At 44.8% G+C, this 25,272-nt stretch carries 25 protein-coding genes and 1 riboswitch; of the genes, 5 read left to right on the top strand and 20 right to left on the bottom strand.

Translation table 11 applies throughout. From position 1 onward, the window contains the following. The first annotated feature begins 54 nt into the window (after positions 1-54). The 3 genes from IEE86_RS13235 to IEE86_RS19695 all read left to right on the top strand — a co-directional run bounded on the left by IEE86_RS13235 (position 55) and on the right by IEE86_RS19695 (position 2,063). The gene (locus IEE86_RS13235; protein ID WP_191097634.1) at positions 55-1,635 is read left to right on the top strand and encodes an FMN-binding glutamate synthase family protein; all 1,581 of its coding nucleotides are present in this window, start codon (positions 55-57) and stop codon (positions 1,633-1,635) included. A 118-nt stretch (positions 1,636-1,753) separates the two neighbouring features. Beyond that, positions 1,754-1,984 carry a DUF3916 domain-containing protein gene (locus IEE86_RS13230; RefSeq protein WP_224740983.1) on the top strand — a complete coding sequence of 77 codons (231 nt, stop codon included), beginning with the start codon at positions 1,754-1,756 and terminating at the stop codon, positions 1,982-1,984. Next, a complete protein-coding gene (locus IEE86_RS19695) occupies positions 1,965-2,063 on the top strand; it encodes a hypothetical protein (protein WP_224740982.1) in 99 nt (32 codons plus the stop codon). The genes IEE86_RS13230 and IEE86_RS19695 overlap by 20 nt, the downstream gene beginning before the upstream one ends. Before the next feature lie 89 nt (positions 2,064-2,152). Here IEE86_RS19695 and IEE86_RS13225 read toward each other — a convergent pair whose 3' ends face one another. Further along, complete coding sequence (locus tag IEE86_RS13225; RefSeq protein ID WP_191097633.1) at positions 2,153-2,467, bottom strand: YerC/YecD family TrpR-related protein; 315 nt, start codon at positions 2,465-2,467, stop codon at positions 2,153-2,155. 553 nt (positions 2,468-3,020) lie between these two features. After that, positions 3,021-4,763 (bottom strand): adenine deaminase C-terminal domain-containing protein, encoded by a 1,743-nt coding sequence (locus tag IEE86_RS13220; protein ID WP_191097632.1) that lies wholly within the window; start codon positions 4,761-4,763, stop codon positions 3,021-3,023. 125 nt (positions 4,764-4,888) lie between these two features. Here IEE86_RS13220 and IEE86_RS13215 point away from each other — a divergent pair, with 125 nt between their 5' ends. Continuing rightward, positions 4,889-5,110 (top strand): YgaP family membrane protein, encoded by a 222-nt coding sequence (locus tag IEE86_RS13215; RefSeq protein ID WP_191097631.1) that lies wholly within the window; start codon positions 4,889-4,891, stop codon positions 5,108-5,110. Positions 5,111-5,141: 31 nt separating this feature from the next. On the opposite strand, the gene IEE86_RS13210 is transcribed toward IEE86_RS13215, so the two are convergent. The 4 genes from IEE86_RS13210 to IEE86_RS13195 are packed head-to-tail and all read right to left on the bottom strand — an operon-like array spanning position 5,142 to position 9,126. Then, entirely contained in the window at positions 5,142-6,407 is a 1,266-nt protein-coding gene (locus IEE86_RS13210) for a peptidase (RefSeq protein ID WP_191097630.1), read from the bottom strand. A gap of 14 nt (positions 6,408-6,421) precedes the next feature. Beyond that, positions 6,422-7,087: a 3-oxoacid CoA-transferase subunit B gene (locus tag IEE86_RS13205; protein WP_191097629.1), complete on the bottom strand. Its 666-nt coding sequence runs from the start codon at positions 7,085-7,087 to the stop codon at positions 6,422-6,424. After that, on the bottom strand, positions 7,063-7,749 hold the full coding sequence (locus IEE86_RS13200; protein ID WP_191097628.1) for a CoA transferase subunit A: 687 nt from the start codon (positions 7,747-7,749) through the stop codon (positions 7,063-7,065). Before IEE86_RS13200 ends, IEE86_RS13205 begins: the two co-directional genes overlap by 25 nt. 12 nt (positions 7,750-7,761) lie before the next feature. Then, complete coding sequence (locus tag IEE86_RS13195; protein WP_191097627.1) at positions 7,762-9,126, bottom strand: aspartate aminotransferase family protein; 1,365 nt, start codon at positions 9,124-9,126, stop codon at positions 7,762-7,764. 191 nt (positions 9,127-9,317) lie between these two features. Here IEE86_RS13195 and IEE86_RS13190 point away from each other — a divergent pair, with 191 nt between their 5' ends. Then, on the top strand, positions 9,318-10,976 hold the full coding sequence (locus IEE86_RS13190) for a PucR family transcriptional regulator (RefSeq protein WP_191097626.1): 1,659 nt from the start codon (positions 9,318-9,320) through the stop codon (positions 10,974-10,976). Here the strand turns inward: IEE86_RS13190 and ablB are convergent. The 14 genes from ablB to purE all read right to left on the bottom strand — a co-directional run bounded on the left by ablB (position 10,971) and on the right by purE (position 24,942). Then, positions 10,971-11,816, bottom strand: a complete 846-nt coding sequence (gene ablB / locus IEE86_RS13185) for a putative beta-lysine N-acetyltransferase (protein WP_191097625.1) — start codon at positions 11,814-11,816, stop codon at positions 10,971-10,973. The genes IEE86_RS13190 and ablB overlap by 6 nt on opposite strands. Positions 11,817-11,831: 15 nt before the next feature. Beyond that, positions 11,832-12,026, bottom strand: coding sequence for a hypothetical protein (locus IEE86_RS13180; RefSeq protein WP_191097624.1), 195 nt, complete (start codon positions 12,024-12,026; stop codon positions 11,832-11,834). Between the two features lie 113 nt (positions 12,027-12,139). Further along, complete coding sequence (gene purD / locus IEE86_RS13175) at positions 12,140-13,414, bottom strand: phosphoribosylamine--glycine ligase (RefSeq protein ID WP_191097623.1); 1,275 nt, start codon at positions 13,412-13,414, stop codon at positions 12,140-12,142. A 12-nt stretch (positions 13,415-13,426) separates the two neighbouring features. Continuing rightward, positions 13,427-14,965: a bifunctional phosphoribosylaminoimidazolecarboxamide formyltransferase/IMP cyclohydrolase gene (gene purH / locus IEE86_RS13170; RefSeq protein ID WP_191097622.1), complete on the bottom strand. Its 1,539-nt coding sequence runs from the start codon at positions 14,963-14,965 to the stop codon at positions 13,427-13,429. Between the two features lie 15 nt (positions 14,966-14,980). Then, positions 14,981-15,550 carry a phosphoribosylglycinamide formyltransferase gene (gene purN / locus IEE86_RS13165; RefSeq protein ID WP_191097621.1) on the bottom strand — a complete coding sequence of 190 codons (570 nt, stop codon included), beginning with the start codon at positions 15,548-15,550 and terminating at the stop codon, positions 14,981-14,983. Then, a complete protein-coding gene (gene purM / locus IEE86_RS13160) occupies positions 15,547-16,587 on the bottom strand; it encodes a phosphoribosylformylglycinamidine cyclo-ligase (RefSeq protein WP_191097620.1) in 1,041 nt (346 codons plus the stop codon). Before purM ends, purN begins: the two co-directional genes overlap by 4 nt. 96 nt (positions 16,588-16,683) lie before the next feature. Next, positions 16,684-18,114, bottom strand: a complete 1,431-nt coding sequence (gene purF, locus IEE86_RS13155; RefSeq protein WP_191097619.1) for an amidophosphoribosyltransferase — start codon at positions 18,112-18,114, stop codon at positions 16,684-16,686. Then, positions 18,090-20,321 carry a phosphoribosylformylglycinamidine synthase subunit PurL gene (gene purL, locus IEE86_RS13150; RefSeq protein WP_191097618.1) on the bottom strand — a complete coding sequence of 744 codons (2,232 nt, stop codon included), beginning with the start codon at positions 20,319-20,321 and terminating at the stop codon, positions 18,090-18,092. The genes purF and purL overlap by 25 nt, the downstream gene beginning before the upstream one ends. Beyond that, positions 20,305-20,988: a phosphoribosylformylglycinamidine synthase subunit PurQ gene (gene purQ / locus IEE86_RS13145; protein WP_191097617.1), complete on the bottom strand. Its 684-nt coding sequence runs from the start codon at positions 20,986-20,988 to the stop codon at positions 20,305-20,307. Before purQ ends, purL begins: the two co-directional genes overlap by 17 nt. Beyond that, positions 20,985-21,239: a phosphoribosylformylglycinamidine synthase subunit PurS gene (purS, locus tag IEE86_RS13140; RefSeq protein ID WP_003214349.1), complete on the bottom strand. Its 255-nt coding sequence runs from the start codon at positions 21,237-21,239 to the stop codon at positions 20,985-20,987. The genes purQ and purS overlap by 4 nt, the downstream gene beginning before the upstream one ends. Continuing rightward, complete coding sequence (gene purC, locus IEE86_RS13135; RefSeq protein WP_106051973.1) at positions 21,232-21,954, bottom strand: phosphoribosylaminoimidazolesuccinocarboxamide synthase; 723 nt, start codon at positions 21,952-21,954, stop codon at positions 21,232-21,234. Before purC ends, purS begins: the two co-directional genes overlap by 8 nt. 72 nt (positions 21,955-22,026) lie before the next feature. Beyond that, the gene (gene purB / locus IEE86_RS13130; protein ID WP_191097616.1) at positions 22,027-23,322 is read right to left on the bottom strand and encodes an adenylosuccinate lyase; all 1,296 of its coding nucleotides are present in this window, start codon (positions 23,320-23,322) and stop codon (positions 22,027-22,029) included. After that, positions 23,319-24,461, bottom strand: coding sequence for a 5-(carboxyamino)imidazole ribonucleotide synthase (purK, locus tag IEE86_RS13125; RefSeq protein ID WP_191097615.1), 1,143 nt, complete (start codon positions 24,459-24,461; stop codon positions 23,319-23,321). Before purK ends, purB begins: the two co-directional genes overlap by 4 nt. Continuing rightward, on the bottom strand, positions 24,454-24,942 hold the full coding sequence (purE, locus tag IEE86_RS13120) for a 5-(carboxyamino)imidazole ribonucleotide mutase (RefSeq protein ID WP_050945777.1): 489 nt from the start codon (positions 24,940-24,942) through the stop codon (positions 24,454-24,456). Before purE ends, purK begins: the two co-directional genes overlap by 8 nt. A gap of 169 nt (positions 24,943-25,111) precedes the next feature. After that, positions 25,112-25,213: riboswitch (purine riboswitch) on the bottom strand. Between the last annotated feature and the right edge of the window lie 59 nt (positions 25,214-25,272).

Genomic DNA, 25,272 nt, shown 5'->3' with positions numbered 1-25,272 from the left:
TTTCAATGAAAAGTGGAATAACAACAACAATGAAAGAGAAAAGAGGGGATATTTGTGACAACGACTTTCATTGTCCTAGCCGCACTGCTTTTGATTTGTTTCATTGTACCTATTATTTTATTGATCTGGATTTGGATGAGGGATGAAAAACAGGAAGAACATTCTGTCCTGCGAAATTATCCGGTCATTGGAAAGCTGCGATTCATTTTTGAAAAAATAGGACCAGAGCTTCGCCAATATCTGTTTTTAAATGATCGAGAGGAGCTTCCTTTTTCAAGAAGAGAGTACGAGCAGGCCGTCATGTCTGGAAAGTACAAAAGCCGGACGATGGGGTTTGGATCAAAACGTGATTTTGACAAGCCAGGTTATTACATTCGAAATGTCCTGTTTCCAAAGCAGCGAGATGAATTGCGCATCGACCAATCCGAAAATATTCAAACAAAAGTGTATCAAATTGATCAAGATAATTTACTTAGAAGAAGTGAACATATAAAAGAAATCGGAGCAAAACCTTATTACCTCCATGAAGAAGATGTGCAAGTCATTGGTGAACATACGTGTCAAAAACCCTTCCGTGTCAAAGGATTAATTGGTCAATCCGCCATGAGCTATGGTTCCTTAGGCGACCGGGCGATTACCGCTCTCTCCTCCGGCTTAAAAATGGCTGGTGGCACATGGATGAACACAGGTGAAGGTGGACTTTCTCCTTATCACCTAAAAGGTAGCGCCGATATCATTTGCCAGATTGGTCCTGGTCTATTTGGCGTGAGAACAGAGGATGGCGCATTTTCGTTTGAAGAGTTTAAGAAAAAAAGTGAACATGATGAAGTAAAAGCCTTTGAACTCAAGCTCGCACAAGGAGCAAAAACACGCGGCGGCCACATTGACGGCGAAAAAGTCACCGAAGAAATTGCGCATATTCGGAAATTGCCACCGCACCAATCAATTGATAGTCCGAACCGTTTCGAGATGTTCCACTCCATTCCTGCCATGTTTGACTTCATTGAACAACTGCGAAGTATAGGCGGAAAGCCTGTAGGTATTAAGCTTGTGGTGGGACATAAAGAAGAGATTGAAGAGCTTGCCAGCTATATGAAAAAAAGCGGAAAGCACCCTGATTTCATTACAGTAGATGGCGGAGAAGGCGGTACAGGGGCTTCCTTTCATGAACTGGCAGATTCCGCAGGGCTACCCATTTTCACCGCTCTTCCAATGGTTCATCAAATCTTGAAGAAATATGGGGTTCGAGATCAGCTCAAGCTGTTTGCTTCAGGTAAACTTCTCTCCCCTGATAAAATTGCAATTGCCCTTTCCATGGGAGCGGATTTTGTGAATATCGCACGAGGATTGATGTTTTCAGTTGGCTGCATCCGGGCGCAAGTGTGCCACACGAATAAATGCCCAGTTGGAGTTGCCACCACTGATCCAAAGCTGCAAAAAGGTTTATCCATTGAAGAAAAGAAATACCGAGTCTGCAATTATATCCTGTCACTTAGAGAAGGTTTGTTTAATTTATGCGCAGCGGCTGGAATTGAATCGCCTATTCATTTTAATGAGAAACATATTATCTATAGACAAGAAAATGGTCAGACAAGCGAGGTGCCTATGTTCTCAGGGACAGAGTCATCTGTCTAGCTTGAAAAGGTGCGGAAACGTACCTTTTTCCGTTGACATTCTTGCCCAATCTCGTATAAAGAACTTACTAGATATTTAGAAAGGGAAAAGAGTATGCGTGAAAAAAAAGGGCCGCGGAATGAAACGGAAGACTCAACAGATCATTAAAGGAATCGAAGCAAATACGCAGGAGTTTCCGGCGTATTTTTATCATGACTACTGGCACCTTCCTCTGCCAGTGGCTTATGATTTTATTACTTCCAACAGAACACCGAAAAAGATCAAGCGTCCTTCCCCTTTCCGATTAGAGAAACATTCAAAGAGAATGGGATTTATCTGTTTCACAAAATATGCGAACAATCGGTTTTAAAGAAATCATCACTGATGAAGAAGAAGTTTCCTATGAAGATGAACGATGGTTTATGGGGGAATTGAATGAAATCAAATAGAGCCATTTCAACTGAAATGGCTCAAATTGTTCATCTTCAAAAACTGCAAACTACTTGATCAGTAAAGAGTGTTTACAGTGAAGATTGCTTTATTTTGTTTCTTCATTTGCCTGCTGTTCTGCTACGCGGTCAAGTGCCATCGTATAGGCATCATTTCCGTAGTTCAAGCAGCGTTTGACACGTGAGATGGTTGCGGTACTCGCACCTGTTTCCGTTTCAATTTTATGATACGTATTTCCCTCGCGAAGCATACGGGCTACTTCAAGACGCTGTGATAAAGATTGGATTTCATTGATGGTACACAAATCATCAAAGAATCGATAGCATTCTTCCAGGTCTTTAAGGGATAAGATGGAGTTGAATAATTGATCTAAGCTTTTGCCCCTTAATTTATCAATTTGCATCTTTATACATCTTCTCCTTTACTATTGGCACACCGCTTCGCACAATATGTTTTCGAGAAAGCGGTATCTTTCCTGACTATTTTTTTCAACCTTAGCAATGAGCTTTGAACGAATCATGACAGGTTTGGTTCTACGCTGAAAATGCCGTCAGGTTCTTTCGAAAGCCGAAGCTTCTTTATCGTAAACAAATTCGACAAGTTTTGTCATATTCCTTGTACGACAATCTGACAAACTTGTTTGCTTTCGGTATCCAGATCACTTCTGCTCGATTAGGTCTACCCTAAAATCCAGGTTGCGCGGAAAGCTCGGCGAGACCACAAACATGCGTCCCGCCTTACTCGATCATTCAAAATATGTTGGTCGGCCAGCGTAACCGACAAATTCATTTTACAATTAGGACATTTCACTCGTCATGTCAAAGCCCTCTGCTTTGTCAACAGCTCCATATAAGCATTTTCACTTACATGGCAGTGAAGAGATCCATCGTTCACTTCTGCCCTATAACAGCTGTCAGAAATGCGGCAAAGATGATACAGCTCCACTCTGTTATATTTTAACGCATTATAGACGGAAAGAGTACAGTTTTTTTCATGACATCAAATATTCCTCTTGGTGTCACTCGAATATATGGCAAATGTGTACTTTGGAAAAAGACAAGTGTATCAATTGGGCAGTCAAATGGATAGCCTCGCTCAATGAGCAGCTCGCGTAACGTTTGTATCTGCTGAAGAACAGTCTCAAACGGTTCAGCCGATGCACAGCCTGATAATTGCAGCGGTATCTCATGCAATATCTTTCCGTTTTCTGTGAGTACGATTCCTCCGCCGATTTCTTTCATTCGCTTATGTGCCAGCATCATATCCTCTTTATTTTTCCCGATCACTAAAATGTCACCCGTAAGCGAAAATGAGCTGACAAAGCCTTGCACTTTGTTTGCAAAACCTTTTAGCATCGTATTCACGCGCCACTCGCCTTTTCGGTCAATCAGACTAAAGAAGCTTTGATCATGGTCACATGACAGCTGGTTAACGGAGTTATCAATCTCTACTGTATAAGGCTCCATGATGACGGCATTTCTCATTTTGACACCTAGTGGCATGGAGAATTGCAAATCGCTCATCGTCAGATCATACCCTAAATCTAACGGCACCAGCCCGCCATTTTCCCATTTTGTTTCTTGAAATTGATGCTGGTTCTCGCCATCTGATTTGAGGATAACCCCTTTAGATATCACCGTTTCAGGATTTGGATTCATCGGATCATCTAAAATATTCAAAGAAGCCAGCCGGCCAGGGCCGACAACGCCTAATAAGTCGTCAATTTGATAGTATTTTGCAATGTTAAAGGTCGCCATATTGTACGCATCAATGATGGGCACGTCTTCTTCTAAGGCAATGGAAATCAACCGATTAATCATGCCTTCCTCATAAAAATGAGGCGCAGCTCCATCTGTTGTATAGAAAAAGTGATCGTAGTGTCTAAAGTCACGTTCATGCAGTTCTCTTAAAATGTTCACTAAGTCTGGACGGATGGAAGAATGACGAAGTGAGACATGGTAGCCAAGGGACAAGCGCTTGAGCACATCGTCTGCATTCATCGCTTCATGATCACTGTCCGCGCCAAACAGCTTCATTTTTGTTAGCGTTTTCTCAGAAGCACCAGGGAAATGCCCTTCAATTCGTTTTCTCTGCTTCTTCGTTTCTTGCATGCAATATAAGATGAGATCATCACCGTCCATCAATCTTGGCCAGCTTGTTAATTCGCCGCCTTGAAGGACATCAGGATGATCAATCCATTCCTTACGGTAGTTGATTGGCAGCATTTCATCTTCATATCTTACTTCAGTCTGAAGGTCGTATCTGGACCACCAGAAATACTGAAATGGCTGCTTTTTTAATTCGCACAGCGTGGAAAGCGCTTTCTTTTCATTGCTCTGCAAAAGAAGAAATAAGTTATCGCTGACCATGGTTGTTGTGCCAAATTGAGACACATATTCTGCAAGTGATTGGGGATTATAAATATGGAACGGATGCGCGTGAGGCTCAATATACCCTGGCACAATGTATTTCCCTTCACAATTCATCACACGTTTAGCTGATTTATTTTGAGGAAGCTCTGCTCCGACATAAACAATTCGATCATCATGTATCCAAATATTTGCCTTCACCCATTGCTTTAAAAACGGGTTTAGCACGAGTCCATTCGTTAAAAGGAGTGTTGGAACTATTTTTGAGTCGACTACATCGATTTGTGTGCGGATGTCATTGTTTCTCCAATTAAAAGTACGTTCGGACATTCACATACTCTCCTTCATTTGTATTAGCCCTATCGTAACATAACGAACCACGTTACGCATTAATGAAACGTTACAATTTCTTGAAATCACACTTAAAATAATTTAAAAAAGGAGATTCACCTTCAATGAAACCTAACCTCGGCTTAATGGAAGCGCTCATTAGAATTGCTTGCGGAATGACAATATGTACTGTGGCTGGATCCTTATATGCTAGAAAACCATGGAGTAAAATGCTCCTTTTTGGCATCATGTTTGGCGGATTGAAGCTGGCATCTGGCATTCTACGTTTTTGTCCGGTGACGTATATGTGTGAGCAGCAGGACGCACATAAAGAGAAGGCTGAGTGAGACAGCCTTCTTTTTTTGATCATTCTTTGCATCATTCTGCTATCTCGCACCATTTCACCATTGTACCCGCGATTATTTCTGCTGCTTCGATCACATGTTCAATGTCGATGGATTCATTCGGGTAATGGGCAAGCTCCGTTGTTCCAGGTCCAAACACGATGATTGGTATACCTGCCACCTGTGACAGTAATCCGCCATCTGTTCCCCATGGGGCGGCTTCAACCTTTGGCGGCTGCCTCATGACCTCTTCATATTGCTCCTTCAATAGATGTAAAAGCGGATGATCCGCATCGATTGAGCCTGGAAGCCATCTTGCGCCAAACCACTCGACCTCGACAGGATGATCCTTGAACCATTCATCCTTTTCTCCAAGTCCCGCCATCCAATTTTCTAATTCCTTCTCTGCCTGCTCAACTGTCTCACCCGGCATCACGCCAAGTCTGCCTTCCATGATGACAAGGTCTGCTACAGAGGACGGCCAATCACCGCCTTGAATTTTCCCAATGTTGATCGGGACCGGAATCGGGATATGCTGAAACAGCGGCTCGGTGATTCGTTGATTTCTTTCTTCTTCTAGTGCCGCTATATGTGAAAGAACGATGGTGCTTTTTTCAATAGCAGAGACGCCATGATATCTTGTTCCGCCATGAGCTGCCCTTCCTTTAATATGCAGCCTGAACCACTTAGATCCCTGCTGAATCGGAAAGATTTTCATATGACTTGGTTCCGGAATGATGGCAGCATCTGCTGTATAGCCTCTCAATATCGCTGCAAGTGTGCCTGCCCCGCCGCTCTCTTCTTCAACGACACTATGGAACACGACATCTCCTTTCAGCGGAATCTGAAGCGCATGCAGCGCCTCAAGTGCAAAAAGTAAAGAAACATTCCCGCCTTTCATATCTGTTGCCCCGCGTCCATAAAGTCTCCCGTTTATGATATGCCCGCTGTATGGCGGAGATGTCCATTGATTCGTATCTCCTTCTGGGACAACATCGACGTGGCCATTTAATAAAATGGATTTGCCGTCCCCTTTTCCTTTCAATCGTCCAGCGACATTGGGACTTCCTTTAAAAGAACGCCGTGGCGAATAAAAATAGGGATGTTCCAGCAGATCATCGCCGCCGATTTCCCATACGTCTACATCAAAGCCAATGGCGGAAAGCTTATTTGCCACGATTTCCTGTACATCTTGTTCATTCCCTTGGATGCTGTCACATTGCACCATTTGCTGAAGAAGCGTAACCGCTTCATCCTGGTGCTCTCTCATCCAGTTTCTGATACGTGTAATTGGCTGCAAGTTGGTCATCCTTTCTACACAACAGATTTGACATCAGGCGCTAAAATGAGAGGGGCTTCCGTTGCCCTCATAACATCTTCCGGCTGAAACGGCGGCATCACTTCACGCAAAATGAGCAGCTGCGACTTGACCTCAATGACCGCCATATCCGTAATAATGAGATCGACACAAGATGTAGCGGTTAATGGCAATGTACAGGATGATTTCACCTTTGATTGTCCGTGCTTATCAAGGTGGCTCATCACGACCACAACCTTTTTCGCCTTTTGCGCCAGCTCAATCGCTCCGCCCATACCAGGCACTCGTTTACCTGGCACAATCCAATTCGCAAGATCACCCTGACTGCTTACTTCAAGTGCACCTAAAATGGTCATATCCAGCATCCCTTTTCGAATGATGCCAAAAGCGGTCGTGCTGTCCATGTAGGAGCCGCCTTTTGTTAACGTAATGGGAAAACCGCCGGCATTGCACAAATTTGGATCTTCTTCACCTTGCAGGGGTGAAGCCCCTGCCCCCATAATGCCGTTTTCTGCATGTAGCCACACCCGGTAATGCGCCGGGATGTATTCAGCTGCAAGGGTCGGGATGCCGATCCCAAGATTCACGACCATGCCATCTTCAATTTCCTGCGCCGCTCGTTTGGCTATGCGGTGTCTTAAATCGATGTCTCCCATGCCCATGTCCAGTTCACTCCTTTTGATTGCACGATCTGGTTTACAAATACACCTGGTGTCACGATTTCTTCTGGATGAAGCCCGCCCACTGGCACAATCTCTTCTACTTCCGCAACGGTCCAGTCTCCTGCCATCGCCACAATCGGGTTTGTATTCCGTGCACTTTTATCAAAAATCAGATTCCCTACTTCATCCGCTTTGAAGGCATTCACGATGGCAATATCTGCTGTCAGCGCAGGCTCAAGGATATAATTTTTCCCATTAAGCGGAACCAATTGTTTCTCATCGAGATTCAGACTATCCATGCCGACATCTGTCACAATGCCCGCTAAACCCATTCCGCCTGCTCTAATTTTTTCTGCTAGGATGCCCTGCGGGTAAAAAAGAACGTCTAGTGTACCTGCCTGCATTTTCTGCCCTGCAATAGGATTTGAGCCAATATGAGAAGCAATGATTTTCTTGACTCTCCCTTCTGTGATCAGCCGGCCCACACCAATTTGCGGGAAGCCTGCATCATTTCCGATCAATGTCAGATCTTTGATATTGGCTTCTAGAATGGCATCGATCAACGATGGCGGGGAACCCACGCCGCCAAAACCGCCAAACATGATGGTCATGCCGTCTTTAAAACGTGTGATTACTTCATCAAAGCCCGCTGTTTTGTTCATCATCTTACCTCCCTACATAGCAGATGGGAAAAACCCTCGATTGATGACTTCTTGTTCAACCTGCGTGATGGTCTGCTCAAATAATTGAATGAGTTCATCCATTTCCTGCTGTGTGATGGAAAGCGGCGGTGCGACCATGACCGCTGCCCCTCCCACTCCATCCTCCCCGGCGCTTGCTGGATAAACGAGCAATCCATTTTGCTTTGCCGTCTCAACGACTAGTTGAGTCATCTGAGCATGGGCAGGAAATGGTGTTTTGGATAATCGATCTGCCACAAACTCAATGCCAATAAGCAATCCCTTTCCCCTTACATCCCCAATGATAGAATGGTTTGTTTGCACATCCTTTAAAGCATTCATTAAATATCGTCCGGACAGATCAGCTCGTTCATGAAGCTGATGTTTTTTCATATATCGAATGACAGCCAGTGAGACGGCTGCTGAAAGCGGATTGGCACTATACGTGTGACCTGCCATGACAGAGCCTGAGCCGCTGAGAATTGGTGCGATCACATGATCCGCTGATACGGTTGCCGCAATCGGTGAATAGCCGGCACTCATGCCTTTTCCGAGAACCATAATATCTGGTACGACGCCCCAGTGCTCCATGGCAAACATTTTCCCAGTTCGTCCAAAGCCTGTCATGACTTCATCTGCAATCATTAAAATGTCGTTTTCCTCACAAACCCGCTTCATCGCCTCAAAATATCCGTCGGGCGGAACAAGTGCCGCACCCGCTGCTCCAACAATCGGCTCTGCAATAAAAGCCGCAATCCTCTCTTTTCCTATACGCTTGATAACGGTGTTAAATTCCTGTACATACCACTCGACCTGCTTGCTTTCTTCTTTAGGCAGCCATGACCGGTAGCTATAGGGCGGAGACAGCACTGGATGCTTTTCAAGCAGTGGTTCAAAGCGCTCTCTTCTTGCAATATGTCCTGACATCGACAGCGCTCCAAGCGTGATACCGTGATAACTCATCCATCTGGATATGATGTGATTCTTTTCAGTCTTTCCCTGCTCCTGCCAATGCTGTATCGCGATTTTCATCGCTGTCTCCGTCGCCTCTGATCCACTCCCGACAAAAAAAGACCAGTTCAGATTGCCTGGACAAAGCGTACTGAGTTCATACGCAAGTTCTTCCGCTGGTTCATTTGTAAATTGTGATCTGTACGTAAAGCTCACTTTTTTCGCTTGCTCTGTCATGGCATCAACGATGTCTTGTATACCATGTCCAATACTCGCCGTGACGGCCCCTGATGAGCCGTCTACATATTTTTTTCCGTCCCGATCGTATAAATAAATCCCCTCTCCTTTCACAGCCACAGGATAATGCTGGTTTAACATCGGTTTGATTAAGTAATCCCGGGTCTCCACTTTGCCATTCCTCCCTCTCTCGTCAGCAGCTGCACTTTTCTTTTCACATGAATCGCAAGAAAATTTTGTATACTTGTTATAAGATTAGCTTAATCAAGAGGGCAGTCATCCTCCATTCGCCACATGCCCGAATTTCATACACATTTTTTATACATCGTGTATAAAAGTGTTCAAAAGGAGGTCATGAGTCTATGGCGCTTCTCGTCAAAGACGCACTCTCGCTCGATATTATGAAGGAAACAAAACTGCTTGCTGGAGAAAATGGACTGGATCGCCTCATTCAATGGGTGACCATTGTGGAAATTATCGAAGACACTTCCAGGGTTTCAGAAGGGGAACTGCTCGTCACAACCGGATTTGGGCTTGCAGAAAATAAGGAGAGACGCGTACGGCTTGAAAAATTGATCCAATCTGATCGCCTATCAGCCATTGCGATTTATAAAGGTGTGTACTTAACAGAGATCCCGGCATCACTCATTCAGGCAGCCAAAAACAGCGGCATTCCGCTCATTGAGATCCCTTCACATGTCAACTTCTCAGACATTACAAAAGCCGTCCTAGAACAAATCGTCAGCAGTCAGCTCCATCAACTCAAATATTCTTCAGCGATTCATCAAAGATTGACCCATTTAAATGTGAGCAATAAAAACGTGACGCAAATTACGGATGAGCTGGCACATCTCACTGCGGCAAACATCGTCGTGCTTGATGTCTTTTTGCATCAAAAGGCAGCTCATCTCATAAAAGATGAAGTGACGTATTCTCCTGCTTTTGGCTTTCTGACAGATCGTGAACCAATTGAAACCACACCTCTTCTCAAGCAGGCAGAGGAGAAAGGGCGGCTCGTCTATGACACATGCGGTGCGTTTGTCCTGGCTGCATGTCCGGTGATTGCGATGGGCGATATTTTCGGGTTTATTGTGTCTTTAAAGAAAAAGGAGGCGTGGCATCATCTCGATGCGATTGCAATTGAGCATGCAGGGGCCGTGTATGCCATTGAATGGTTGAAACAAAAAGCCATTCAAGATACAGAAAATCAAATGCAGGGTCATTTGTTAGATGATATTTTGCAGCAGCAATATACAGAAGAAAGCTATGTGATTGAACAAGCTACTAAGCTGCAATATGATATGAGCGATGAACAAGTTGTCATTTACTTTCAATTTCAGCATCAGCACACACAGCTCGATCACCAGATGGTGCAACGTCTATCTCAATTACTCACATCAATATTTGAACGCAGACATATTCCTTTCTTATTAAAGGCAAGGCTTGATTCCGTTTTTGTGCTGACTCCAGCAGGAAAAAAAGTGTTTCAAGAAACGGAGTGGTATCACGCATCAGAGGAGTGCCGTAGCACTTGGTCTTATTTTTTCCCCGTCCACCCAATTGTGATTGGCATTGGGAGAGCCTATGACCAGATCATTCTCTTTGCAAAAAGCGCGAAGGAAGCGCAGTATGCAGCAAGGCTTCTTCCGCTTTTAAAGACAGACGAAAGCATCATTCATTATCAAAGGCTTGGCTTATATGGCATGCTTCTTGAAATGAACGAAGCCGGTATGAACTTGCATGACTTTTACGTGGAGCTGTTAAGTCCTTTGCTTTATACAAAAAAACAAGGGGCTGACCTGATCCATACACTCGAAGTGTATTTAGCACACAATGAAAATATTCAAAAATCTGCGGGAGAATTGTTTATTCATAGGCATACGTTAAGCTACCGGCTGAAACAAATTGAAACGAGAACAGGCTGCAGCCTCAAATCCACTGATGATCGGATGAAGCTGCAGCTCAGTATTATGGCGTACCGCCTCTCTGGTCTGCTTGATCAGATGAGAACCATTTCATGATTCATTTGGCGTTTTGACCCATAGATTCATATCTTCAATTTTGTCAAAAATATAGCAGTTGTTTTGGAAGCGCCCAGTGTATGTATAACCAAGCTGATAAAACACTTGATTCATTCCATAGGATAGTGCACGTGCAAGAGAGTAAAAGACATAGATATGCATGGATTGAAGCTCTTTTTCAAGTGCTAGAATCAAATGATGCATGAATCCTAGTTTTCTGTATGTTGGAAGGGTCGCACAATCTGTTAATTCCGCATGACCATATGGCACATTGATTTCAGCGGATGCTGCACTCACAATGTGACCGTCATGTTCAATGGCATAAAAAATCGTCCCTTCCTCCATTACCTTTCGGATGTAATCTGGCTCGTTCATTGGCGTGGGGTACGTTTCAAAGACAGCATCATAGAGCGCTGCCAGCTTGTGCACATCCTCTGGACCGGCTTTCCTCAACACATACTCATCCTGCCATGTGCCTTGGTCTGTTTTGATCGGCTTTTCTTGAATAGATGCAACTATTTCATCTTCCTTCAGCCAATATGGACTGTTCATCCGATCTTCGGTCAAAAAGAGAGACATGCCGTACGCATCACTCCCAAGAAAATAATGAGAAAACACCCCTTCAAGCCGAAAGCCTTTTTCTAAAAAAGGAGACATATGCTCACGCCTTACTTTTGCAATGATCTTAGAAGCCTTACAGTCCGCCGCTTCCTGAAGCACGGACTGAATCACATCCTGCACCCTGCCGCTATAGTCATCCAAACGAATTCGCTCATTAAATGAATCAATACATATGAAGGCAGAAAAACGCTCGTTTGCAAGTTTCTTCAATTGCACCATACACTCATTCCTCTCTTAGCTAATGAAAAACTTCCAAATTAAAAATGAAGAAATAGCACTGCCAGAAAAAATCGAAAGGATCATATAACTAAGGGCTAAGCCTTTTTTCAATTTATTCTGCTTAATGGCAATCAACATGATGTTATTTATAGTTATGAGAAATAAAATAAGTATGACGATTGCAAAGATCATAAATGCTTTGATTTCCATGTTTCCTCCCTAAATCTATTCGTGATCCCATACTACTTCTTCATATTCAATCGGCATCCCTTCTCATGAACAAAAAACACCTTTCCATCTCATCAGATAGAAAGGTGTTTTGATTAAACGGTTTTCCCCGCTGCCTTCAGCGCACGGGCGCCAATGTCACGGCGATAAAATAGACCTGGCTGAATGATTTCTTCAACCGCTTCATACACTCTTGTTCTTGCCGCTTCAAATGTGTCGTCAAATGCGGTCACATTTGCTACACGTCCGCCATTTGTGACGAATTGATCGTTTTCCTTTTTTGTTCCTGCGTGGAAAGTCACGACATTAGAGACGGTTGTTTGCAAAGCACCAATTGGCGTGCCTTTTGCGTAGTCCTCAGGGTATCCTTCTGAAGCAAGAACCACACTGACAGCAGCGGTGTCTTTCCACTGTAAGTCCACATCTTTTCCATCTAAAATATCAAGGAATACTTGCACTAGATCTGATTCAAGACGAGGGAGCACGACCTGCGTTTCAGGGTCGCCAAAGCGTGCATTGAACTCAATGACCTTTGAGCCTTCTGGTGTCAGCATTAAGCCGGCATATAAAATGCCTGTAAACGGACGCTCTTCTTGCACCATCGCGCGAGCCGCCGGTTTCACGACGTCTTCTACCGCTTTTTGGACCACTTCATCTGAAATTTGCGGAACTGGTGAATACGCACCCATCCCGCCGGTGTTTGGTCCTTTGTCATCTTCAAAGGCCCGTTTATGATCCTGTGCGATCACCATTGGGTACACCTTTTCTCCATTGACAAAGGCCATCAGTGAAAATTCTTCACCTGTTAAAAATTCTTCAATGACAACCGATGCACTCGCATCGCCAAACTTTTCATCCTCTAAAAAATCATGCAGGCAGTTGATCGCCTCTTCAAGCGTCATTGCCACTGTCACGCCTTTTCCTGCGGCAAGCCCGTCTGCTTTAATGACAATTGGGGCGCCCTTTTCTTCCACATATGCCTTTGCTTCTTCAAACGATGTAAAGGTGGCGTAAGCGGCTGTCGGGATATCATAATTTTTCATTAAATCTTTTGCAAATTCCTTTGAGCCTTCGATGACCGCAGCTTTTGCATTTGGTCCAAATACCTTTAGACCTGCTTCTTCAAATGCATCGACGACACCTGCAATTAAAGGAACCTCTGGTCCGACAATCGTTAAGCCGATATCGTTTTCCTTTGCAAAATGAATTAACGCCTCATGATCGCCTTCGTCGATTGGTACAAGCTGTGCGTCGCCTGTCATTCCATCATTGCCGGGTGCGACATATACTTGGCTGACAAGTTCACTTTGATTCACTTTCCAAGCAATGGTATGCTCTCTTCCGCCTCTGCCGATAATTAATACGTTCACACTGTCATCCCCTTAATGTTTGAAATGTCTAACGCCAGTGAAGACCATGGCGATGCCGTATTCATCTGCCTTTTGAATCGATTCTTCATCACGAATGGATCCACCTGGCTGAATAATCGCTGTTACGCCTGCTTTAGCAGCCGCTTCGACTGTATCGCCCATTGGGAAAAACGCATCAGAGCCTAGTGCGCTCCCTTTCGCCTTTTCACCTGCTTGGTCAATGGCAATGTTAGCCGAGCCGACACGGTTCATCTGACCAGCGCCGATGCCTGCTGTCATTTGATCCTTCGCTAGGACAATGGCATTTGATTTCACATGCTTGACCACTTTCCATGCAAGCTTTAAATCTTTCCATTCATCTTCTGTTGGTTCTCTTTTCGTCGGAATCGAGATGGTTGCTTCCTCTAAGCCGTACGTTTCGATATCCTGCACAAGCAGTCCGCCGTGAACACTCGTCAGCTGCTTTTCTTTTTTCTCAAGATCCGCTTCTACATCTAATGTTAACAGACGAAGATTCTTTTTCGCCGTTAACACATCAAGTGCTTCTTGGCTAAACGATGGGGCGATGACGATTTCTAAGAAAATCGTATGCAGAACGTCAGCCGTTTGTTTGTCTACTTCACGGTTCAGCGCCACAATACCGCCAAAAATAGACGTTTCATCTGCTTTAAATGCACGGTCAAAAGCTTCTGCAATCGTTTCTCCTGTACCAACGCCGCATGGGTTCATATGTTTTACAGCCACAGCCGCTGGCTCCGAGAATTCACGTACGATTTGAAGAGCAGCATCTGCATCTTTGATATTGTTGTAGGAAAGCTCTTTACCATGTAATTGTGTCGCTGTTGCAAGCGAGCCTTTGCTTGGAAGAGCATTTTCATAGAAAGTCGCCGCTTGGTGCGGGTTTTCTCCATAACGAAGGGCTTGTTTTTTCTCAAACGTGACCGTGAACTGTTCTGGCTCTGTTTCGCCAACATAGTTCGTTAAATAATCCGCAATCAGAGCATCGTAAGCAGCCGTATGACGGAATACCTTTGCCGCAAGCTCACGTTTTTTCTCTAGTGACACGCCGCCTTCTTTGATTTGCTGAATGACTGTATCATAATCACGAGGATCGACAATGACTGTTACGTCTTGATGATTTTTTGATGCCGCACGAAGCATTCCTGGTCCGCCAATATCAATGTTTTCAATCGCTTCTTCATACGTCACATCGTCTTTTGAGATCGTCTCTTTGAATGGATAGAGATTCACGACAACAAGATCAATTGGCTGAATGCCGTGCTTTTCAATCTGTGCCATATGCTCATCGTTTTCTCTCACTGCTAACAGTCCACCGTGAATATTCGGATGAAGCGTTTTGAGTCGTCCGTCCATGATTTCTGGGAAGCCAGTCACTTCAGAAATGCCAATGACATCAATGCCGTTCTCTTGAAGAAGCTTGTGTGTACCTCCAGTTGAAATCACTTCAACGCCAAGTTCTGTTAATTCTTTCACAAAAGGTACAAGATTCGTTTTATCGGAAACACTGATTAATGCGCGTTTGATCGTCATGCCTTCGTCACCTCATTAAGATAATTCTAAAAGTGATTTGATCACTTTTGGATATAGTGTGTGTTCTAGTTCATGCATTCTTTTTTCAATCGATTCAAGGTCTTCCCCTTGTTCGATGTAAATCGCGGCTTGGTCAATAATCGGCCCGGTATCCATGCCTTCGTCGACAAAATGGACCGTGATGCCTGCCACTTTGACTCCTGCTTGATAGGCTTGTCCAATCGCATCAAGCCCTGGAAATGCTGGCAGTAAGGACGGGTGGATATTCACGATTTTCCCTCTGAATGCTTCAAGTAATGTCGGCCCAATCAGTCTCATATACCCAGCAAGGAAAATCCATTCCACTTCATGAAGCCTAAGCTGTTCAATAATCGTTTGTTCAAAAGCGGCTTTATTCGGAAAGGCCTTCGGGGTAAAAGCAAAGGAGGGAATGCCCTCTTTCTCAGCCCGCTCCAGCACCTTTGCACCCGGTTTATCACAAATCACAATGGCGGCCTCTGCCTGCCACTGTTCTTCCTTTAACGTATCTATAATGGCTTGAAAATTCGTCCCGCTTCCAGAGGCGAAGATCGCAAACTTTTTCATGAGAGGCTTCCACCACCGAAAGTGACGCCTTCTCCTTTTTGAACTCGTCCGATAAGGAAGGCTTTCTCTCCGTCTTGTTCAAGTCCGCTGATCACATCCACAAGTACATCCTCTTTTACAGCTAAGACAAAGCCAATGCCCATATTAAACACGTTAAACATCTCTTCTGCTTTTAACTGTCCTTTTTCTTGAATAAAGGAGAAAATTGGTGGTACCGGCCATGAGCCGTTATCAATCTCAACGCCAAGCCCATCAGGCAGCATACGTGGTAAATTCTCAATAAAGCCGCCGCCTGTCACATGTGCCATGCCGTCAATCTTACCGGCTTTCACCTGTTTGAGAACGGGCTTTACATAAATTTTTGTCGGTTCAAGAAGCTCTTCTCCGAGTGGTCTTGTAAAAGGTTCGTACATTTGATGCAGGTCAAGACCAGCGTCTTCCAGCAATACTTTGCGAACGAGAGAATAGCCATTGCTATGAATTCCGCTAGAGCTGAGCCCAATCAGCAAATGCCCTTCCTTGATGCTGTCTCCTGTGACGATTTCATCCTTTTCAACGACACCTACAGAAAACCCGGCAATATCATATTCTTCTTCTGTGTAAAGACCCGGCATCTCTGCTGTCTCTCCGCCGACAAGCGCCGAACCAGACTGCTCGCATCCGTCAGCTACTCCTTTTACGATGGATTCAATTTTCAAAGGATCTGCTTTTCCGACTGCTAAGTAATCTAAGAAAAAGAGCGGCTCTGCCCCTTGTGCCAGCACATCGTTGACACACATAGCAACGGCATCTACACCGATCGTATCGTGCTGATCCATTAAAAAGGCGAGCTTTAATTTCGTACCAACTCCGTCTGTTCCTGAAACAAGAACGGGCTTTTTGTATGGCAACTCAGATAAATCAAACATACCGCCAAATCCACCTAGAGCACCCATGACACCTGCTCTTTTTGTACGTTCTACGTGTGTTTTCATTCGTTTGACGGCTTCGTATCCTGCTTCGATGTCGACACCGGCGTTTTTATATGCTTCTGACATCCCATTCACTCCTTTTATCTGCTTGTCTTCCATGTATTTTCGGCAGAATGAAAGAGCAGCACATCAAATCACATTGACTGCTGCTCCATTATTCGATTATTTCGTCAGGACTGTTTCCTTCACATGTGGAAGGACAGTATCTTCATAGATTTCAGTCGGGTATTTCCCAGTAAAGCATGCTAAACACTGACCACGCTGCGGGTCATCATACTTTCTGCCAATCCCGTCCATTAAACCGTCTACAGATAAAAATGCAATGGAGTCTGCACCGATTTCCTGTCTAATTTCTTCTACTGAATGAGAAGAAGCAATCAGCTCCTCGTGTGTGGACGTATCAATTCCATAAAAACACGGGTGAGCGATTGGCGGTGAACTAATACGTACATGGACTTCCGTCGCACCCGCTTCTCTTAGCATCGTGACAATTCGGCGGCTCGTTGTCCCGCGTACGATGGAATCATCCACCATGACAACACGCTTTCCTTCGACAACCCCGCGCACAGCAGACAGCTTCATACGCACGCCCTGCTCACGCAATGCTTGAGACGGCTGAATAAAGGTCCGGCCAACATAACGGTTTTTAATTAAACCAAGCTCATATGGAATGCCTGTTGCTTCGGCATATCCAATCGCTGCAGAAATACTCGAATCTGGTACCCCTGTGACCACATCTGCTTCGACATGCGCTTCCTCGGCAAGCTTTTTGCCAAGGTTCTTTCTCGCACTATGCACGTTGATGCCGTTGATATTGCTGTCAGGTCTTGAGAAATAAATATATTCCATGCTGCACATGCTGCGGTTAATGTTCATCGAGAAGCGTTCAGATTTCAACCCTTCATCATTAATGATCAGCATTTCGCCAGGCTCCACATCTCGTAAATACGTGGCGCCGACGACATCAAATGCACATGTTTCAGAAGCGACAACATAAGCGTCCCCAAGCATTCCAAGTGAAAGTGGACGTAAGCCGTTCGGGTCAAGTGCCACGATCATTTCTGTTTCCGTCATAATTAGGAAAGCATACGCTCCTTTAAGCATAGACAGAGCATTTTTGATTTGATCCTTCAAATCCATATACCCGCTGCGCTTAATTAAATGAGCCAGCACCTCTGTATCAGAAGATGTCTGGAAAATGCTTCCCTGGTTCTCAAGCTGCTGCTTTAATTGCGTTGCATTCACTAAGTTCCCGTTATGAGCAAGGGCAAGACTGCCGTTGTTTTGCGAGCGGAAGAAGAGAGGCTGCACATTTTCAAAGCCGCCTCCGCCTGCTGTCGCATAACGAACGTGTCCGATCGCTCCTCTTCCCTTTAAATCCTTTAGCTCACCGTTTTGAAAGACTTCCGTAATCAGTCCAAGGCCTTTGTGTGACGTCAGGTTTTCACCATCTGTTGCAATAATTCCCGCACCTTCTTGTCCTCGGTGCTGAAGGCTATGCAATCCGTAATATGTGATTTGAGGGGCTTCTTCGTGTCCCCAAACCCCAAAGACACCACACTCTTCGTTTAAGCCTCTGATTTCAGCAAGCATGGGATCGCTCCTTTCCATGCGCGTTCAAGCTCATTGACCGCTGCATGAATCCATTGTTGTCCTTCTTGATTCTTGACAGTAAACACACCATCATTTGTCACCGTTCCGACTTCTTTCGCATCTTTCACAGCCGCAGCAAACGCTTCGCGGTTTTCAGGTTTCACTGTGACGACAAAACGTGACTGGGATTCACTGAATAATGATGCCGCACTGTTTAGATCGATCTGGATATCGGCGCCAAGACCGTCTGTTCCAAATGTACTTTCAGCCAGTGCTACACCAAGACCGCCTTCAGACACATCATGTGCTGATTGAACAAGTCCGTTTTGAATCGCAGCTAGAAGGGCTTCCTGACGCGTGAGCTCGACATCCAAATCAATTTCTGGTGCTTTTCCGTAGATGCGGCCTTCTGTCATCTTTTGAAGCTCACTACCTGCGAATTCTTCCTTCGTCTCACCAATGACGAAAATGACGTCGCCTGCCTGCTTGAACGATTGAGTCGTAATATGAGCTGTATCTTCAACCAAACCAACCATGCCAATAACTGGCGTTGGGTAAATGGCTGTTCCATTTGACTCGTTATATAAAGAGACGTTACCGCCGATGACCGGTGTGCTTAATGTACGGCAAGCTTCGCTAATGCCGTCAGCAGATTTTTCAATCTGCCAGAAGATTTCTGGTTTCTCCGGGTTACCGAAGTTCAAGTTATCTGTTACTGCAAGCGGGCGAGCGCCTGAGCAGACAATGTTACGTGCGGCTTCTGCAACGGCGATCTTCCCACCAACCTCTGGATCAAGGTAGAGATAACGTGCGTTACAATCTGTTGTCATCGCAAGAGCTTTTTTCGTCCCACGGATTCTGAGCACACCCGCATCAGAACCAGGTGCAACGACTGTGTTTGTACGAACCATATAGTCGTATTGATCGTAAACCCATTCTTTACTCGCAATCGTTGGCTGCTTTAACAGCTGTTTCAATGTATCTGCTGCATCTGTGATCGCTGGAGCTTCCACTTTTGTTTCTAAAAACTCGCGATAGTATGCAGGCTCACTTGACGGCTTGTGATAAACCGGTGCTTCTTCTGCAAGAGCATCAACTGGAAGCTCACATACTACTTCTCCTTGATGGAGTAAACGAAGCATTTTATCGTCTGTCACATGACCGACTGAGACTGCTTCAAGATCGTATTTTTCAAAAATATCAATGATTTCTTGCTCATGGCCTTTTTCAATGACCAACAGCATTCTCTCTTGGGATTCAGACAGCATCATTTCATATGCTGACATGCCTGTTTCACGCTGCGGAATGAGGTCTAGGTTCATCTCGATGCCAGAGCCTGCTTTACTTGCCATTTCCGCACTTGAGCTTGTTAAACCAGCCGCTCCCATATCCTGAATACCAACGAGTGCATCGTTTTTGATGACTTCAAGGCACGCTTCAAGCAGCAGCTTTTCCATAAATGGATCGCCGACTTGAACAGCTGAACGCTTTTCTTCTGATTCATCAGAGAATTCTTCAGAGGCAAATGTAGCACCGTGAATTCCGTCTCGTCCCGTTTTCGCACCAACGTACATGACCGTGTTGCCAACACCTTTGGCCTGCCCTTTTTTGATGTCCTCATGGTTGATTAATCCAACACACATCGCATTCACGAGCGGATTGCCTTCATAGCTTTGATCAAAATGAACCTCTCCGCCGACTGTTGGAATCCCAATACAGTTTCCATAGCCTGCGATCCCTGCCACTACTTCTTCAAACAAGTACTTCACGCGCGGTGAAGTCAGTTCACCAAAACGAAGAGAGTTTAATACAGCAATTGGACGCGCACCCATGGAGAATACATCACGGATAATTCCGCCGACACCTGTCGCCGCTCCTTGATACGGTTCAATCGCAGATGGATGGTTATGTGATTCGATTTTAAATACAACCGCTTGGTTGTCTCCAATATCAACGATCCCAGCGCCTTCCCCAGGACCTTGAAGGACGTGCTCTCCTTTTGTCGGGAATTTGCTTAAAACAGGCTTCGAGTTTTTATAACTACAATGCTCTGACCACATGACAGAAAAAATACCCGTTTCTGTGTAGTTTGGCAGCCTGCCAATAATGGATTCGATTAAAGCGAATTCTTCATCACTCAATCCCATTTGCTGATACAATTTCTCTTCTTTAATTTGCTTGTGACTTGGTTCAAGCAGTAGTGACATGAGTGTCCCTCCAATTTTTCACGATAGATTGAAACAATTTAAGTCCGTCTGCGCTGCCTAGTAATGAATCAACCGCGCGCTCAGGGTGCGGCATCATGCCAAGTACATTGCCCTTTTCATTCGTTACACCAGCAATTCGATTGACACTGCCGTTAATATCGTCTCCGTAAGTGAAAGCGATTTGGCGGCGTTCAATGAGCTTCGCTAACGTGTCTTCGTCACAGTAGAAGTTGCCTTCACCATGCGCTACAGGAATCGTAATGGATTCGCCTTTTTGATAGCCGCTTGTAAATTGCGTTTCGTTGTTCTCTACAATGAGTTCAACTGGACGACAGATAAATTTCAAGTCTTTATTCCGTCTCATCGCACCCGGAAGAATGCCAAGCTCCTGAAGAATTTGGAACCCGTTACAAACACCAAGAACAGGCTTTCCTTCCTCAGCTGCTTTTTTCACCGCCGGCATGATGTTTGAGAAGCGAGCAATCGCCCCACATCTTAAGTAATCCCCATAAGAGAAGCCGCCTGGTACGAGTACACCGTCAAATCCATCAAGACTCGTTTCGTCGTGCCATACATATTCAACTTGTTCACCTAGCTCATCTTGAATCGCATGGTACATATCGATATCACAGTTAGAGCCAGGCAAGACGATCACTGCAAACTTCACTGTGCGACAACCTCCTCCACCTCATAGCGGTAATCTTCAATCACCGTGTTGGCAAGTAATTTTTCACACATTTCTTTGACAACTGTGTCTAAATCACGATCTGATTTTTCAATGACAAGCTCCATGTATTTCCCGATACGGACATCCTTTACTTCCTGATAAGACATGCTGTGCAAAGCGTGCTGCACGGCACTTCCTTGTGGATCAAGAACGCTCTCTTTTAAGCTGACAAAAATTTTCACTTTATACATGTTTATGGCCTCCAAGTCTTTTGAAAATTTCTTCGTATGCATTCGTTAAGCCGCCCAGGTTTCGTCTGAACACGTCTTTATCAAGCTTTTCGTTTGTGTCTTTGTCCCAAAGCCTGCACGTATCAGGTGAAATCTCATCAGCTAGTAAAATACGATTCTCGTGATCTATTCCGAATTCAAGCTTGAAATCAATTAAATTCACATGGCAATCTGAGAAGATTTGCTTTAACTCTTCGTTCACTTGTCTTGTGATCTGTTTCATTTCCTCGACCTGCTCTGGTGTCGCTGCATCTAAAATGCGAATATGATCTTCTGTAATGAGCGGATCACCAAGTGCATCATCCTTGTAGTAAAACTCGATCAAAGGTGTGTCCAGTTTCGTTCCTTCTGGGATTCCGAGACGCTTTGACATACTGCCTGCCACCACGTTTCGTACAACCACTTCAAGCGGAACAATTTGTACCTTTTGAATGAGCTGTTCTGTTTCAGAGAGGCGTTTCACAAAGTGATTGTTAATCCCCTTCTCATGCAGCATTTGAAAGATTAAGCTCGAAATTTCGTTGTTCAGTCTGCCTTTGCCTTCGATTTCAGCTTTCTTTTCGCCGTTAAACGCTGTAGCTGAGTCTTTATATTCGACATATAAAATATGCTCGTCATCGGTCTGATAGATTTTTTTCGCTTTGCCTTCGTAGAGAAGTTCTTGTTTCACAGTCATTCAGGTTGGCCTCCTAATTTGAATGTTGGCAATTTTCAGGATTGGGCGCCTGACGAGCAGGCGGTCCATTTCTTACGCAAGACCTAGACGTTCGAAAATCATATCGACATTTTTCAAGTGATAATTGTAATCGAAGCAGTCAGCGATTTGTTCAGGTGTTAAGCGTGAAGTGATTTTCTCTTCTGCTTCTACTAATGAACGGAACGGCACTTGCTTTTCCCACGCTTCCATTGCCTTTGGCTGAACGGTGTCATACGCCTCTTCACGTGCCATGCCTGTATCGATTAATGCAAGAAGAACACGCTGTGAGTAAATCAAGCCAAGTGTGCGGTCCATATTGCGTTTCATATTCTCAGGGAAGACCGTCAAGTTTTTCACGATATTTGAGAAACGGTTCAGCATATAGTTCAGTGCAATCGTTGCATCCGGTAAAATGATGCGCTCAGCAGATGAATGAGAAATATCGCGCTCATGCCAAAGCGGCACATTTTCATAAGCAGTCAGCATATAACCACGGATGACGCGGGCAATTCCCGTCATATTTTCAGAGCCGATTGGATTCCGCTTATGCGGCATAGCCGATGATCCTTTTTGTCCTTTTGCAAAGAACTCTTCGACTTCACGTGTTTCACTCTTTTGAAGACCACGAATTTCAACAGCAAATTTCTCAATGCTCGTTGCGACGAGTGCAAGAGTAGCCATGTAATCTGCATGACGATCACGCTGCAAGGTTTGGGTAGAGATTGGTGCAGCTTTAATGCCAAGCTTTTCACATACATATTGCTCAACAAACGGGTCGATGTTTGCATATGTGCCAACAGCACCAGAGATTTTGCCGTATTCGATGCCTGCTTTTGCTTGTTTAAAACGTTCTAAGTTACGCTTCATTTCTTCGTACCAAAGAGCAAGCTTTAGGCCAAATGTTGTCGGTTCAGCGTGTACACCGTGTGTACGGCCCATCATGACGGTATATTTGTGCTCTTTTGCTTTTTCTTTTAGTATGTCAACAAATCTCTCAATGTCCTTGAGCAAGATATCATTCGCCTGTTTTAATAGATATGAAAGCGCCGTATCCACTACGTCTGTAGAGGTTAATCCGTAATGAACCCACTTTCTTTCTTCTCCTAGAGATTCAGATACAGCACGCGTAAAGGCAACCACGTCGTGGCGTGTGTCTTGTTCAATCTCTAAAATACGTTCAATATCAAAGCTTGCATTTTTGCGCATTGTCACAACGTCCTCTTTCGGAATGACGCCAAGCTCTGCCCAAGCTTCACAAGCGAGAATTTCTACTTCAAGCCATGCATTAAATTTGTTTTCCTCTGTCCAGATTGCTGACATTTCTGGTCGTGCGTAACGTTCGATCATTTCCCGTTTCCTCCATCTCTTTCAGTCCATATCTTTGTGATGTTTGTCATCCATTCATCATCGAGCTGCTTCATAAATGTCATATGCCCCATTTTGCGGCCGGCTTTTACTTCATGCTTTCCATATAGATAAAGCTTCGCTTCTTTTAGAAGCTCAGGATGCTCTTTTGGGATATCCACTTCATCGCCTAATAAGTTCACCATCATGCCCGCAGATAAAAGGGCTGTACCGCCAAGCGGCAAACCACATATCGCGCGAATATGCTGTTCAAACTGACTCGTCTCACATAAGTCGAGTGTATAATGTCCAGAATTATGCGGGCGTGGTGCCAGTTCATTGACGAGCAGCTTTCCTTCGTTTGTCAGGAACAGCTCTACCGCTAGTGTACCGACTAAGCCTAGCTTTTCAGCCAGTGTCGTTGCCAGCCCCTTCGCCTTCTCTTGAATGCGGTCATCCACCCTTGCAGGTACAATGCTTTGGAACAAAATATTGTGCTTATGAATGTTCTCAGCGACTGGGAATACCGCAATTTCCCCGTGAACAGACCGCGTGACGATGACCGAGAGCTCCATTTGAAATGGGACCCAGCTTTCTAAAATACATGTTCCATGAGTGAGCAAGGCAGCAGCTTCATGCAGCTGACCTTTCTCTTTGATCACGTACTGTCCTTTTCCATCGTAACCGCCTCGGCATGTTTTCAGCACGGCTGGCAAACCAAGCACGTCCACTGCGGCTTCTAGCTCCTTTTCATCATGAATGATGCGATAAGGCGCTACTTCACAGCCTGCGTCTACAATCCCTTTTTTCTCGGTTTCACGATTTTGAGTTAAAAGAAGAAGTTCACTTCCTTGCGGTAAATAGGCCTCTTCCTTCAGCTGATTGAGCGCATCATAATCAATGTTTTCAAACTCATATGTCACCACATCGCTGATTTCTGCCAGCTTTCGAATCGCTTCAAGGTCACTGTATGCAGCTGTGATTTCTGTATCAGCCACCTGTCCACAAGGAGATTGTGTGACCGGATCTAAGACAGCTGCCCGGTACCCCATTTGCTTTGCGCTGACAGCCATATATCTGCCAAGCTGCCCTCCTCCGATGATCCCGATGGTTGCGTTTGGAAAAATGGTCTGCTTAGCCAAGCTGATCACTGCTTTCTAATACAGTCTGTTTTGTTTGCTCTCTTCTTTCTTCAAGGCGAGCGGCAATTGTTTCATCAAATGCTGAAATCATTTGTGCGGCAAGAAGACCTGCGTTTGTGGCACCGGCTTTGCCAATCGCCACTGTGGCAACTGGTACACCGCCTGGCATTTGAACGATGGATAATAAGGAATCCAGTCCATTTAATGCTTTTGATTGTACAGGCACACCAATGACCGGCAGTGTCGTTTTCGCTGCGACCATCCCCGGTAAATGAGCTGCGCCTCCAGCACCGGCAATAATGACCTTGAGTCCTTTACCTCTTGCTTCCGTCGCATATTCAAACATCAAGTCAGGTGTCCGATGTGCGGATACAACCTGTTTTTCATACGGAATGTCTAATTCCTCTAAGATATCGCACGCATTTTTCATTGTTTCCCAATCAGATGTACTTCCCATGATGACACCTACAAGCGGCTTCATTTTGTCCCCACCTTTAAGCTGATATTCGATTTTGTATCGTTTGACACGCTTCCCAAACCTAAGCAGCTTGTCAAACGCCGAACAAAAAGGCCCGATTTGCATTGCATTGTTAGGAAGCAACACAAACCGGGCCATGGTAAGCGCTGTTCGCTTTTGAAACGCCATGTCAGTTTTGTTCACTATCCTGCATAGTCCAGTCATTTACGGTAACTGGGTAGAAACTTATGGGCCATATTCCCAAGATTATATGAGGCTCGTGTTTTGATTTCATGTTTATCTTAACAACGGATGTTCATGATGTCAACGGATTTATCGAACAATCTATGAAGT

It is taken from the genome of Bacillus crepusculi (genome assembly GCF_014764715.1).
Taxonomy (GTDB): Bacteria; Bacillota; Bacilli; order Bacillales; family Bacillaceae; genus Bacillus.
This window is presented reverse-complemented; position numbering and strand designations above follow the sequence as displayed.

What these genes read in the sequence shown, in the direction of transcription:
- IEE86_RS13230 (WP_224740983.1), top strand. Translation starts at nt 1,754, where the DNA reads ATGAAACGGAAGACTCAACAGATCATTAAAGGAATCGAAGCAAATACG.
- IEE86_RS19695 (WP_224740982.1), top strand. Translation starts at nt 1,965, where the DNA reads ATGCGAACAATCGGTTTTAAAGAAATCATCACTGATGAAGAAGAAGTT.
- IEE86_RS13225 (WP_191097633.1), bottom strand. Translation starts at nt 2,467, where the DNA reads ATGCAAATTGATAAATTAAGGGGCAAAAGCTTAGATCAATTATTCAAC.
- IEE86_RS13220 (WP_191097632.1), bottom strand. Translation starts at nt 4,763, where the DNA reads ATGTCCGAACGTACTTTTAATTGGAGAAACAATGACATCCGCACACAA.
- IEE86_RS13215 (WP_191097631.1), top strand. Translation starts at nt 4,889, where the DNA reads ATGAAACCTAACCTCGGCTTAATGGAAGCGCTCATTAGAATTGCTTGC.
- IEE86_RS13205 (WP_191097629.1), bottom strand. Translation starts at nt 7,087, where the DNA reads ATGGGCATGGGAGACATCGATTTAAGACACCGCATAGCCAAACGAGCG.
- IEE86_RS13200 (WP_191097628.1), bottom strand. Translation starts at nt 7,749, where the DNA reads ATGAACAAAACAGCGGGCTTTGATGAAGTAATCACACGTTTTAAAGAC.
- IEE86_RS13190 (WP_191097626.1), top strand. Translation starts at nt 9,318, where the DNA reads ATGGCGCTTCTCGTCAAAGACGCACTCTCGCTCGATATTATGAAGGAA.
- ablB (WP_191097625.1), bottom strand. Translation starts at nt 11,816, where the DNA reads ATGGTGCAATTGAAGAAACTTGCAAACGAGCGTTTTTCTGCCTTCATA.
- IEE86_RS13180 (WP_191097624.1), bottom strand. Translation starts at nt 12,026, where the DNA reads ATGGAAATCAAAGCATTTATGATCTTTGCAATCGTCATACTTATTTTA.
- purH (WP_191097622.1), bottom strand. Translation starts at nt 14,965, where the DNA reads ATGACGATCAAACGCGCATTAATCAGTGTTTCCGATAAAACGAATCTT.
- purN (WP_191097621.1), bottom strand. Translation starts at nt 15,550, where the DNA reads ATGAAAAAGTTTGCGATCTTCGCCTCTGGAAGCGGGACGAATTTTCAA.
- purM (WP_191097620.1), bottom strand. Translation starts at nt 16,587, where the DNA reads ATGTCAGAAGCATATAAAAACGCCGGTGTCGACATCGAAGCAGGATAC.
- purF (WP_191097619.1), bottom strand. Translation starts at nt 18,114, where the DNA reads ATGCTTGCTGAAATCAGAGGCTTAAACGAAGAGTGTGGTGTCTTTGGG.
- purL (WP_191097618.1), bottom strand. Translation starts at nt 20,321, where the DNA reads ATGTCACTACTGCTTGAACCAAGTCACAAGCAAATTAAAGAAGAGAAA.
- purS (WP_003214349.1), bottom strand. Translation starts at nt 21,239, where the DNA reads ATGTATAAAGTGAAAATTTTTGTCAGCTTAAAAGAGAGCGTTCTTGAT.
- purC (WP_106051973.1), bottom strand. Translation starts at nt 21,954, where the DNA reads ATGACTGTGAAACAAGAACTTCTCTACGAAGGCAAAGCGAAAAAAATC.
- purB (WP_191097616.1), bottom strand. Translation starts at nt 23,322, where the DNA reads ATGATCGAACGTTACGCACGACCAGAAATGTCAGCAATCTGGACAGAG.
- purE (WP_050945777.1), bottom strand. Translation starts at nt 24,942, where the DNA reads ATGAAGCCGCTTGTAGGTGTCATCATGGGAAGTACATCTGATTGGGAA.